Source organism: Rhodococcus sp. WB9, from assembly GCF_007558985.1.
Taxonomy (GTDB): domain Bacteria; phylum Actinomycetota; class Actinomycetes; order Mycobacteriales; family Mycobacteriaceae; genus Rhodococcus_F; species Rhodococcus_F opacus.
On sequence record NZ_CP041769.1, the window covers coordinates 4,308,388 to 4,320,296 of the forward strand.

Annotated in this window: 9 protein-coding genes; 5 read left to right on the top strand and 4 right to left on the bottom strand. The window is 67.0% G+C overall.

Annotated features, from left to right (window positions below; translation table 11 throughout):
• Positions 1-28: 28 nt before the first annotated feature.
• Positions 29-772, bottom strand: coding sequence for a Clp protease N-terminal domain-containing protein (locus FND50_RS19860; protein ID WP_144286819.1), 744 nt, complete (start codon positions 770-772; stop codon positions 29-31).
• 130 nt (positions 773-902) lie between these two features.
• Between FND50_RS19860 and FND50_RS19865 the strand changes: the two genes are divergently transcribed.
• The 4 genes from FND50_RS19865 to FND50_RS19880 all read left to right on the top strand — a co-directional run bounded on the left by FND50_RS19865 (position 903) and on the right by FND50_RS19880 (position 4,432).
• A complete protein-coding gene (locus FND50_RS19865) occupies positions 903-1,265 on the top strand; it encodes a PadR family transcriptional regulator (RefSeq protein WP_005246523.1) in 363 nt (120 codons plus the stop codon).
• Positions 1,265-2,611 (top strand): permease prefix domain 1-containing protein, encoded by a 1,347-nt coding sequence (locus FND50_RS19870; RefSeq protein WP_133983899.1) that lies wholly within the window; start codon positions 1,265-1,267, stop codon positions 2,609-2,611. Before FND50_RS19865 ends, FND50_RS19870 begins: the two co-directional genes overlap by 1 nt.
• Positions 2,612-2,629: 18 nt before the next feature.
• Complete coding sequence (locus tag FND50_RS19875) at positions 2,630-3,343, top strand: TIGR02206 family membrane protein (protein WP_144286820.1); 714 nt, start codon at positions 2,630-2,632, stop codon at positions 3,341-3,343.
• Positions 3,344-3,442: 99 nt separating this feature from the next.
• Positions 3,443-4,432 (top strand): rod shape-determining protein, encoded by a 990-nt coding sequence (locus tag FND50_RS19880; protein WP_144286821.1) that lies wholly within the window; start codon positions 3,443-3,445, stop codon positions 4,430-4,432.
• Here FND50_RS19880 and FND50_RS19885 read toward each other — a convergent pair whose 3' ends face one another.
• The 3 genes from FND50_RS19885 to FND50_RS19895 all read right to left on the bottom strand — a co-directional run bounded on the left by FND50_RS19885 (position 4,433) and on the right by FND50_RS19895 (position 10,281).
• Positions 4,433-7,288, bottom strand: a complete 2,856-nt coding sequence (locus FND50_RS19885) for an FtsW/RodA/SpoVE family cell cycle protein (protein WP_144286822.1) — start codon at positions 7,286-7,288, stop codon at positions 4,433-4,435.
• A 19-nt stretch (positions 7,289-7,307) separates the two neighbouring features.
• Entirely contained in the window at positions 7,308-8,540 is a 1,233-nt protein-coding gene (locus FND50_RS19890) for a hypothetical protein (protein WP_144286823.1), read from the bottom strand.
• Positions 8,541-8,655: 115 nt separating this feature from the next.
• Entirely contained in the window at positions 8,656-10,281 is a 1,626-nt protein-coding gene (locus tag FND50_RS19895; protein ID WP_260850537.1) for a hypothetical protein, read from the bottom strand.
• A gap of 469 nt (positions 10,282-10,750) precedes the next feature.
• Here FND50_RS19895 and ald point away from each other — a divergent pair, with 469 nt between their 5' ends.
• Positions 10,751-11,857, top strand: a complete 1,107-nt coding sequence (gene ald, locus FND50_RS19900) for an alanine dehydrogenase (protein ID WP_144286824.1) — start codon at positions 10,751-10,753, stop codon at positions 11,855-11,857.
• Positions 11,858-11,909 lie beyond the last annotated feature (52 nt).

Here is an 11,909-nt window from a genome sequence, read left to right on the forward strand (position 1 = left end):
CCGCGTGGGTGACGGAGGCCCTGCGAGGTCACTCCTTTTCGCGGGCGGCGACGATGGCGTCGAGGTTGGCGGCGATGTTCTCCTCGGCGCGAGCTTTGTCGACACCCAGTCCGGTGAGCACTCCGACCCCGTCCTCGACCTCGAGCAGGGCCAGCAGGATGTGCTCGGTTCCGATGTAGTTGTGCCCTAAACGTAGTGCCTCACGGAACGTCAGTTCGAGCGCCTTGCGTGACTGGGCATCGAAGGGAATGAGCGCGGGCACCTCCTCCACGGCGGGGGGCAGCGTCGCGGTCGCGGCGTGCCGGACCGAATCCAGTGTCACGCCCTGCGCGGAGATCGCTCGGGCGCCGAGCCCTTCCGGATCGGCCAGGAGTCCGAGGATGAGATGCTGGGGCAGGATCTCGGCGGTCCGTGCCGCCCTGGCCTCGTTCTGCGCGACCACCACCACCTCTCGTGCGCGCGGAGTGAACCGGCTGAATCCCTGATTCGGGTCGAGGTCGGAGGCCTGCCCGGGATCCTTGGGGACGAATCGCTTCTGCGCGGCCTGCTTCGTGACGCCCATGCTCTTGCCGATTTCGGTCCACGATGCCCCCGAGCGGCGGGCCTGGTCGACGAAGTGGCCGATGAGATGGTCGGCCAGTTCACCGAGGTGCTCCGCGGCGAGGACCGCGTCGGTGAGTTGCGCGAGCGGGGCTTCGGCGTGCACCTTCTTGATCGCGTCGATGAGCTCGTCGAGTCGGATGGGTGGGGTCGTACGATCTGAAGTCTCCATGCGTCAACTCTAGGTTGACGGACCATGAGCGTCAACCCCAGGTTGTCGCTTTCGACCTCCGCGAGCTGCGCACCACCCACGATCCGATCTGCTAGTTTTTATAACTAGCAGATCTAGGGATAGGGGTTCTATGCATATCGAGAAAGATCTGGTGGCGGCTTCGGCCACTCCCCTCGTGCTCGGAATTCTCGCGGAAGGCGAGTCCTACGGGTATGCCATCTTGAAACGAGTGAACGACTTGTCCGGCGGACGGATTCAGTGGACCGACGGAATGTTGTACCCACTTCTGCATCGCCTGGAAAGGTTGGAATACGTGTCGGCATCGTGGGGAGCCTCCGACAGCGGGCGAAGGCGTAAGCACTACACGATCACCGCTGCGGGCCGGGAGATGCTCGCGGAACGACGCGCCCAATGGGACGTCGTCGCGGACGCTCTGAGCCAGGTGTGGCGCTCCGTCCAACTGCCCCCAGCCTCCGCCGAAGGATGGTCGTGATGGATACCGACAAGGAGCTCGAATCGCAGATCGGCCAGTGGCGGGGTTACGTCGAGCGCCGTCACGCGATATCCGCCGCCGACACCGACGAGATGGAAGACCATCTACGCGATCAAATTTCGGATCTGTCCGCCGCCGGACTGCAGACCGACGAGGCATTCCTGGTCGCGGTCAAACGCATGGGCAACGTCGACGACATCTCCCGCGAGTTCGCGCGCGAGCACTCCGATCGGCTGTGGAAGCAACTCGTTCTGATGCCGGCCGCGTCGGATGGCGACGGCACTCGCCCCACACGTGAGCTGTTCGTCGTTCTCGGCCTCGCCGTCGGCGCGGCACTGTCGGTCAAGGCAGGCGTGGCGACACTCGGCGAGCAGGACCTCGCACGCAACCTCAGTCTGTTCGTTCTTCCGTTCCTCGCCGGATACTTCGCCTGGAAGCGACAGGTCACGCCCCGGCTCGCCGCGGTACTGCTGGTGCCGTTCGCCCTGGCGGCGGTTCTGTTGAACGTCTTCCCGTTCGCGTCGAACGGCGCCACCGAGGTGATCGCGGCGATCCACGCACCGATCGCGCTGTGGTTCGCCGTCGGCCTTGCGTATGTCGGGGGTCAGTGGCGATCGGATCGGCGGCGAATGGACTTCATCCGATTCACCGGCGAATGGGTCGTCTACCTGACCCTCCTCGCCCTCGGCGGCGGCGTCCTCATCGGCCTGACGATCGGTGCGTTCGACGCGCTCGGCCTGAGTGTCGAGTGGTTCATCGAGGACTGGGTGCTGCCGTTCGGGACGGCCGGCGCGGTCATCGTCGCAGCATGGCTCGTGGAGGCGAAACAGAATGTAGTCGAGAACATCGCCCCAGTCCTCACCCGCGTGTTCACCCCACTGACCACGCTCATGCTGCTCGTGTTGCTCACGGCATTCGCTACGACCGGCAGCGTCGTCGACGTCGACCGAAACCTGTTGATCCTGATGGATCTCATTCTCGTCGTCGTCCTGGGATTGCTGTTGTACGCGATTTCCGCCCGTGACCCCTACCTGCCACCCGACCTGTTCGACCGCCTCCAACTCGTCCTCGTCGTCAGTGCCCTCGCGGTCGACCTGCTGATGCTGTTCGCCATGCTCACTCGAATCGCGGAATTCGGCTTCACCCCGAACAAGGTGGCGGCACTCGGAATGAACCTGGTCCTCCTCGTCAACCTGACCTGGTCGGCTCATCTCATCCTCGGGTTCCTGCGCGGCCGCCGCGGTTTCAGCTCCACCGAACGCTGGCAGACCCGTTACCTTCCCGTCTTCGGTGTGTGGGCGGCGTTGATGGTCGGCGTTCTCCCACCGGTTTTCGACTTCGTGTGACCACGGAGCTGATCGAGATTGTTTTCCTCGCAAAGGGAATTCACGGCATACGGCCCGTCTTACTGGGCCATGATCGCGCTGTTCGTCGTGGGGTCCGCGATTCTGGTCTGGCGCGGACGCTGCCAGACCGAATCGCAGGCCCGACGCCTCGGCCGCGTCCTTGCGGTGCTGACTGCCGCGATCTACGGCGCGACACTGGTCTATTTCTCGCTTCCGCCCACCATCGGCGGCTCGGTACCGCTGCGCCTGACCGATCTCGCGACCGTCGCGGCGGCCTGTGCGCTGTGGTCCCGGGCGCAGTGGGCCTACGCGCTCACGTACTACTGGGGACTCGTGCTGAGCACCCAGGCGTTGATCTCGCCTGTTCTGACCGGTCCGGACTTCCCCCACTACCAGTTTCTCGCGTTCTGGGCGATTCACCTGCTCGTGGTCTGGGCGGCCATCTATCTGACGTGGGGCCGAAGGATGCGACCCCGATGGCGCAGCTACCGGTTCACGGTCCTGGTCACGGTCGTCTGGGCGGCGGCTACCTTCACATTCAACCGTGTCGCCGGAACCAACTACGGATTCCTCAACAGAAAACCCGCCACCGCGACCCTTCTGGACGTTCTGGGTCCGTGGCCGGTGTACCTACTGAGCGCGACGACACTGATTCTCGTCGTGTGGGCCCTGATGACGTGGCCGTGGGAGCGGGCACGACGACACGCCGAGGAAGGCCCCCTGCCGTCCTGACGTTGTTCCGGCGTCTTTGGTGTAACGCATTATCTTCCGAACGACGCTGCCGCTGCGTAACATCAGATCCATCTCGCTGGAATCCCGATGGAGGCCGACGTGGGTGGACTTGGTATCGATCTCGGAACTGCCAACACTGTCGTCGGAACTCCCGACGACGGCATCGTACTGAACGAGCCGTCCTTCATGCTCGTTCGAACGAAGGATCCGCACCGTGCTCTTGCAATCGGCACGGAGGCGCGAAGTCTCGTCGGCCGCACGCCTATCGGAATCACGCCGGTTCGACCGTTGCGTGACGGGGTGATCGTGGACCTGGAGTCGGCGCGGGCATTCGTCACGGCCGTCATCAAACGGGTCTCCTCTGCAAGGCGATACGGGCTGCGGCCCAAGGGAGTCATCTCGGTCCCCGCGGGTGCCACCCCGCTCGAGCGTCGGGCCCTGCTCGAGGTCGGCCACGAGGCCGGTTTGCGGAAGGTGGGGTTAATACCGGAGCCGGTGGCGGGTGCGCTCGGTTGCGGAATCAACCCCATGGAACCACGCGCACACCTCGTCGTCGATATCGGCGGCGGCACTTCGGAAATCACCGCCATCTGTTTCGGTGGCATTCTCTCCCACCGCAGTTGCCGACTCGCGGGGGACGAACTGACCAACGCGCTGTACCAGTACTTGCGGTCGGAGCACAAGATCGTGGTCGGCGAACTCACCGCCGAGCGGGCGAAGCTGGGCGCACCGGAGACCGACGAAGGGCAGTCACTCGTCGTGGAGGGTCGCGACGCCGTTACCGGACGGGCGCGATTCGTCACACTCGAGACCGAGGAGATCGTGGATGCGTTGCGTCCGACCACAACCGGAATCGTGCAGACACTGACCGAGTGTCTCGAGGACCTTCCTCCCCAGGCGATCGGTGACGTGATGTCGGAAGGGCTACTCGTCATCGGCGGCGGGGCGATGCTACGTGGCCTGTCGCAGCTGCTCGAGGAGGCCTTCGGGTTCCCGGTGAAGACGGCCGAACGCCCGCTCACCTGCGTCGCCGAAGGCGCCACGGCGTGTCTGGTTCATCCTGAGGTGGTTGCCGCGTACAGCAGCTGATCACCGATTCGGCGCCGGGACGGGTGGTCGCGGAAAGTAGTGTTCGAGAAGTTTCTTGACCACGGGGCCCGCCGTCGCCGACCCGAAGCCACCGCCGCGGATCAGCACCGACACCTGGATCTGGGGGGCGTCGAAAGGCGCGACCGCGGAGAACCAGGCGTTGAGTCCTTCGCCGGGCGCCGACGGGTCCTCCGCCGTGCCGGTCTTCGCGCCGGCCGGTACCGGGAGGTCCGCGAGTTGCCCGGCGGTCCCGGCCGACGCGGACGCTCGCATGCCTGCCCGGACAGGACCGAGTAGGTCTGCGAACGGTAGGCGCTGCGGTTCCGCTGTCGGGATGGGGGTCAGTTCCGACCCGTACGCCGCAGCGAGCTGGGGCGTCACCATCGCACCTGTGGCGATGCCCGACGTCCAGCGCGCCACCTGAATCGGGGTCGCGCTGACGGTGCCCTGCCCGATACCCATCAACAGGGTCGACCCGGGATACCAGGTGGCCCCGATGCTTCCGACGTTCTCCGGGGTGCCGAGGAATCCCTCGGCCTCGCCGGGCAGGTCGATCCCGGAACGTCGGCCGACGCCCAGTTGCCCCGCGACGTCCGCCATCTTCTCCGGGCCCAGGAGTTCACCGAGCTTGTAGAAGTAGACGTTGTCGGACCACTGGATCGCCTGGAGCAGATTGTGCGGGCCCATCGGTTGCCAGTTCCGGAAGGTGTGGCCGCCGTAGGTGTAGGCCGCGCCCGTGTCGACCACCGTGTCCGGCGACAGCACCGGGTATTGGGTATTCGCCGCCGCGACGACGATCTTGAAGGTGGAGCCGGGCGGGACCGCGGTCTGGGTGGCGTTGTTGACCAACGGGCTCGGCCCCGGGGTCTGACTCTGCGCCGCGAGGGCGACGAGGTCGGCCGGAGGTCCGTAGACGTTGTTGTCGGCGCCCGGGACGCTGGCGAGGGCCAGTACGGCTCCGGTCCGCGCGTCCATCACGACGGCGGCACCGAGGTCGCCCTTGCTGGTTCGCATCGCCTCCACGAGTGCGTCGGTCGCCAGGTTCTGCACCCCGATGTCGAGGTGCAGGCGCAGATCATGGCCCCGCACCGGGTCCACGCGTTCGCCGGTCGCTACCGGATGCCCGGACGGATCGACGTACACGCACTGTTTGCCGTCGCTGCCGCGGAGCAGAGCGTCGTACTGCTTCTCGAGTCCCGCCTTGCCGACCCGGGACCCGAGCGCGAGATGCGGCCAGCGTTCCATGTCGTCTGCGTCGGCGACTCCGACATGCCCGAGGACGGAGGCGAGCACGGCACCGTACGGATACTGTCTGCGGCCGGACGGCACCACGAGCACACCGGGAAGTCGCGCATCCACGATGCGGCGAGCCTGGTCGGGCGCGACTCTGCCTACCGCCACCTGAGACTCCCCCTCGCCACCGGCCTCGATCAGGTCCGCCAACTCGTCGGGAGACGTGGCGAGCAGAGCGGCCAACCGGCTGCGGGTGTCGTCGTCGTTCTCCTCGAACATCCGAGCGACCACCGCCACGGCGTACTCGGCGACATTGACCGCGAGCGGAATTCCGTTGCGGTCGAGGATCAGTCCGCGCTCTGCGGGCAGGCGGATGCACCGCATCATCTGCTGGTCGCTCATCGCCCGGAATTCCGCACCCCGGTCGTGTTGCAACTGCCAGGCGAACACCGACATCGCGACGAGTGCCGCGGTCATCGTCAGGGTGCCCGCCGACATTCCGCGCGGGCGGCGTCGCCGTCGGGGATCCGGGGTCCACAGCGGTCGCGCGACGCCGTCTCGGCGCACCGCGAGCACCAGTCCGATGGCGACGAAACCGACGATGGCGGCGGTGCCCCCGTAGCTGAAGAGGGGAATCGGCATGCCGGTATGAGGCAGAAGCGACAGACTCTGACCGATCGACACCAGCGCGTGGATGCCGAACAACGCGCCGATTCCGGCCGCGACGAGTGCGGCCTCGCGAGTGCGCGCCGTGCGCGCGGAGAGTGCCGCCCGCCACACGATGACCGAAGTTGCCACCACGACAGCCAAGCCGGCGGTCAAACCCCACCCGTACACCAGGCTGGCGAACGCGAGATCGTGCTCCGATTCGGGAAGATACTCGGCCCGCACCGCGTACATCGGGTCGCGCGCCAGCCCCCACAGGCCACCGCTGCCGATCGCGATGTTCGCTTGCAACTCGGCCCATCCCGCGCCGGCGGGGTCGGCGTTGCTCGACAAGAACACGTGGACCCGTTCGAGCTGGTAGGGGCGGAGGAAGAGCACGGCCAGCGGAAGCGACGCGAGACCCAGCACGAACAGCGGAACCAGAGGCAGCAGCGGGACGCGGGCGAGGATGAGCATGAATCCCGCCGTCGCAACGAGGACGACGGCAGTCGACAGGTCGGGTTGGAGTGCGACGAGTCCAATGGGTACGCCCCCGATCGCCAAGGTCGCGACGAATCGTGCCGGCGTGAACCCACCGGCGAGCATGCTCGCGGGCACGAGAACCAGGGCGAGCTTGGCCAGTTCGGACGGCTGGACGGTGAATACGCCGAAGTCCAGCCAGCGTTGAGCACCCTTGGTCGCGACCCCCGCAAGCGGCACGACCGCCAGCAACACGGTGGCCACGGTGAACACTGCCCAGCCGAAGGCGCGGAGATCACTCATCCGCAGGCGGGACACCACATACATGATGCCGAGACCGGCAACGGCGAAGAGCGTGTGGCGAACAGCGTCTGCTGTCTTCCCTGTCGAGAGCAAATTCAGAAGGCCGAGCACGACGAGAACGATCGCCGCACCGACGATCCACGGGTCGGATTCGTGCTTGTCATCGTGCTTGTCATCATGCTTGTCGTCGTGCATCCCACCCCTCCCCCGGCGCTCAGCAGCGAGCGTTTTCGGCGGGCACCAGCAGCGGCTCGGACGCGGCCGTCGCCGGGGCGCTGGTGACGGCCCCGACGGCGAGCGCGGCGCCCGGCGGCAGATCGGTCCGGACGATGCCGTACACCTGCTGCGACCCGGGCTGAACGGGCAGCGACACGTCACTCCCCGTCCGCACCTCGCCGGAACAGCGGTCGTACACGTTCACCCGCCAGGTCACGGCGCCGACAGCTGCCGCCGGATCCAGGTGAACGTCGACCCGGATCGCGCACGCTTGCCCGGGGCGACACTCACCGTTGGCGCGCGTGGCCGTGACGAGCGTGATCGGGCCCGCGCTCCCGGGGGCACCGACGTCGACGGACGACGGCGCCCGGCCGACATCGATCGTCGCCGGCGCGGCCTGATCAGCCGGGGGTTCCGGTGGAGGCGGCGACACGGGCCGAATCTGATTCTGCTCCGCGGGATTCACGGGATTCAGGACGGCGTCCCACCCCCGGCGCAGCTCGGACCACACCCGTGGAGCCATCAACGCCGCAGCGACGAGTATCAGGATCGCGATCAGACCGAGCGCTCCCTGCCGCCGCGACGGTCGTCTCCTTTTGCGATGCCACGGATTCCGGACCGGCGGGAACCAGCCTGACGGTGCGAGGGTGGATCCCTCCGCAACGTACGGCCAGTCCTGTACTTCCGTCCGCTCCCACACGACTCGGCTGTCAGTACGCGGCCGTCCCATCGTCGCTGCGACGAGCCCGGCGATTTGGCAGCGCTTCCTGCTCTCCTGTGCCGGGTCGACGTCGGGTGCGATCGCCTGACGAACCCGTTGCCCCAACACATCCAGATCTGTTGTTTCGGCGAGCGATTCGTGCAACCGGTCGGCCAATGCCGAACCGCGACAGTTCGTCGCGATACGTCGGACGAGCTCGGCCACCGCCTCGCTCATGTCGTGCCGTGACGCACTTCCCGTGCACCCGATCGTGAGCTGTCCACTTTCGGACACCGTTACGTCCCGGAGGTGGAGTGGGTAGGGCCCTTCGCTGCGCGCCGGTTCGAGCTGATCGAGCGCATCCGCGACGAGTAGCGCAGCCTGGGCTGGTGTCAGGGCCGCCACCGCAAGAAGTCGTCCGAGTGGGACACCGCGGACACGTTCGTCGTAATCGATGTGTTCGGGCGGGTCGGGGCGGGCATCGGCGGGCTCGGTTCTCCTCGCAAGGAGCCCTGTCACTGCTTCGATCATCGTGCACCCCGACGCTATGCCTCCCGCACGGTTGGGACGACACCGGAGCGGGCGGCGGCGGACCTTGAGTTGGGCTTACTCGCTGCCGAAATCCTTTACGCCTGTGTCATTCCATTTAACTCCGGGCCGTGCTCCGGCGTCCGAGAAATCGCCCCGACCGCTTCGACACAATTGTGTGTCGTCGATCAGACAGCTGGTTCGCCACGGTGCCGGTCAGCTCACGCTCGGCGGTACCCCGAGCCTGCATCACGACCGCACCCCAGTCCCGCCACATCGGGCACGGTGGAGAATCCCGGTGGTCCAGGAACCGGATCACCTCGTCGTCGAACGCAGCCGATGTCGGCAGCGACGAGTGTGCGGCGCGGACCGGGCAGCCATTGCGTTCGACGTCCAGCCGCCAGCCGTGCGGCATCAGTGGAAGATCGGCAGCCGAGGTGATACTCAGAACACGCACCTCCCCGGGCAGCGGCTCGCCGAGAATGGCCTGTGCACTGCCCGCGGTGCCGAGCAGTTGCCGCGCCGCGGGCGTATCGGGGTCGAAGGGGAAGAAGACGATGTCGGTCGCGGGCGCCGCCCACCGCAACAGGTCGCCGAACACCCTGCCCCGTCGGTCGACGTCCGGCGACGGAAAGCCGAGCGGTGTTTCCGGAAAGACACCCACCAGCACCAGCCCGTCGACCCGCGCCCGACCCGTGGCAACCGCTTCCCACGCGATCCAGGCGGCATGGGAATGTGCGGCAACGATCAACGGCCGCTGCAGGTTAGCGGTCTGTTCGGCAAACAACGCGACCTGTTCCTCGACGGGGCGCTGGGTGTCGGCAGGTTCGTACGGGGCCCCCGATCTGATCGGACACGTCGAGTCGCGCTGAGGCTGTCCGTCGCCGGGGCCGGCGTAGGAGAAGTAATAGACCTGATCGCATTCGTAACCCAGCCGGTGCACGTCCGCCCGGTGGATGCTCCCCTGCCCCGAACGCGAATTGATTCCGGACATGATGAACAGCGAACCGGCCTGTCGTGACGCGGGTTCCGGATCGTCATAGCGTCGTGTCTGAACGAAGACCACCGACGCCACCGTCGACGCGACGAGGACGGCGACGAGTGCGGTAACGGGCCGGGTGAGTGGCGCACGGTCCATCGCCCACACTGTCAGCCCTGTCGCCGCAGCCGAGATCGGCACGAGCAGCACAGTGAGGGCCGGGCTCCGGTCGGCCAGAGCGCCCAGCGAGAGAACCGCCGCACAGTACGGCACCATCACCTCGATCCGCAGGCCGCGACGCCACGCCCGCGCCATCGCACCGCGTAGGGTGACCCCGCCCTGCCACGGGACCGGGCCGAGTATCAGGACCAGCAGCCCGACCAGCGCCACCGCCGGCCAGAACGCCCGCGAGTACAGCGTCGCGTAGGCGGTTGCGTCACCGAGCGTCGCCAAGAGGACGGGACCGAACGCCACCGCATAGAACACTGCGGCGAAGCGGAGGCGTCGGGCATCGAGTCCACCGAGAAGCCAGGCCATCAGGATGACCCGCACGGCCGACACCACGGCCAGCAATATCAGGAACTGGGGCCACGAGGCGGTACGTACCAGCAGAAGTCGCAGGTCCGCGAACTGATCCAGCGGCGGCAGCGCAACCAGGTGCAGCAGTCCCGGCCAGACGGGAATAATCCCGCTCGCCGCGAGCACGACGACGAGCACCGCGACGGCGGCCAACGGCAACCACCGCGTCCCCTTCGTCGAGGTCATATCTTTCGCTGTACTCGCTGTTCGCGGTCCGGCACAACCCATGCGGCGACCACGCAGGACACGCTGTCAGGTCCGCGGCCTGGACAGGGCGAGCGCTCGACGGCCTCGCGAATGCGAGTGGGACCAGCGCCCGGATGTACAGGTGCTCGTCGGTCATTGCAGCCCTCGCTGCGTCGATGCGACCCGGATGTCCTCCCGCCCCTTTCCCCGGCGGTTGGGCAGGCTGGGGTGGCGGCTCGGCTGACCGCTCGACTCCTGAACATGCTTCGGTTCCGGGGCTTCATCCACTCCCCGAACTGAATCTTCACTAGCCTTCACGTTCTCAAACAGAATTATCTGCAGTTCTCTTGGCACTGAATTGGCGAATATTCATACTTGGTTCCGCGATCAAGTGATGCACCTCACATTCACCGATCGCCGCGACGCCCGTCGCGCACAACCCACACCCACAGGCTCAGGAGCTTTACCCGTGAAAATCGGTATCCCCCGCGAAATCAAGAACCACGAATACCGGGTGGCCATCACCCCCGCCGGTGTCCACGAACTCACCGAACGCGGCCACGAGGTGATCATCGAATCCGAAGCCGGCATCGGCTCCTCCTTCGCGGATGAGGACTTCAAAGCCGCAGGCGCCCACATCCTCCAGGCCGCCGACCAGGTATGGGACACCGCCGACCTGCTCCTGAAGGTCAAAGAACCCATCGCCGAGGAATACACCCGCCTGCGCCAGGACCAAGTGCTCTTCACCTACCTGCACCTCGCCGCCTCCAAGGACTGCACCGACGCCCTGCTCGCGTCCAAGACCACCGCCATCGCCTACGAAACCGTCATCGGCGCCGACGGCTCCCTCCCCCTGCTCGCCCCGATGAGCGAGGTCGCCGGACGACTCGCCCCACAGGCCGGCGCCTACCACCTCATGCGCCAGGGCGGCGGCCGCGGCGTCCTGATGGGCGGCGTCCCCGGCGTGCGCCCGGCCAAGGTCGTCGTCATCGGCGCCGGCGTCTCCGGCCGCAACGCCATCGCCATCGCCCACGGCATGCACGCCGACGTCACCGTCCTCGACCTGTCCATCGCCCGCCTCCGCGAGATCGACGCCCTCTACCACGGCCAGGTCAAGACCATCACCTCCAACAGCCTCGAACTCGAACAGGCCGTCGAGGGCGCCGACCTGGTCATCGGCGCCGTCCTCGTCCCCGGCGCCAAGGCCCCCACCCTCGTCTCCAACAACCTCGTCTCGCGGATGAAGCCCGGCTCGGTCCTCGTCGACATCGCCATCGACCAGGGCGGCTGCTTCGCCGACTCACGTCCCACCACCCACGCCGAACCCACCTACCAGGTCCACGACTCCGTCTTCTACTGCGTCGCCAACATGCCCGGCGCCGTCCCCCGCACCTCCACCTACGCCCTCACCAACGCCACCCTCCCCTACGTCGCCGCCCTCGCCGACAAGGGCTGGAAAGCGGCCACCGCGACCGTCCCCGGACTCGCCGACGGCCTGTCCACCCACGACGGACAGCTGCTGTCCGCCGAAGTCGCTGCCGCCCACGGCTACACCGCTCACACGCCGGCCGCCTAGCCCTCCGCCGGGGTGTGCGGACGCGCCGCACCCCTGTACGGCCACAACATCA

Excerpts from the sequence above, each read along its gene's own strand:
- FND50_RS19865 (WP_005246523.1), top strand. The coding sequence starts at position 903 with ATGCATATCGAGAAAGATCTGGTGGCGGCTTCGGCCACTCCCCTCGTG.
- FND50_RS19870 (WP_133983899.1), top strand. The coding sequence starts at position 1,265 with ATGGATACCGACAAGGAGCTCGAATCGCAGATCGGCCAGTGGCGGGGT.
- FND50_RS19895 (WP_260850537.1), bottom strand. The coding sequence starts at position 10,281 with ATGACCTCGACGAAGGGGACGCGGTGGTTGCCGTTGGCCGCCGTCGCG.
- FND50_RS19860 (WP_144286819.1), bottom strand. The coding sequence starts at position 772 with ATGGAGACTTCAGATCGTACGACCCCACCCATCCGACTCGACGAGCTC.
- FND50_RS19885 (WP_144286822.1), bottom strand. The coding sequence starts at position 7,288 with ATGCACGACGACAAGCATGATGACAAGCACGATGACAAGCACGAATCC.
- FND50_RS19890 (WP_144286823.1), bottom strand. The coding sequence starts at position 8,540 with ATGATCGAAGCAGTGACAGGGCTCCTTGCGAGGAGAACCGAGCCCGCC.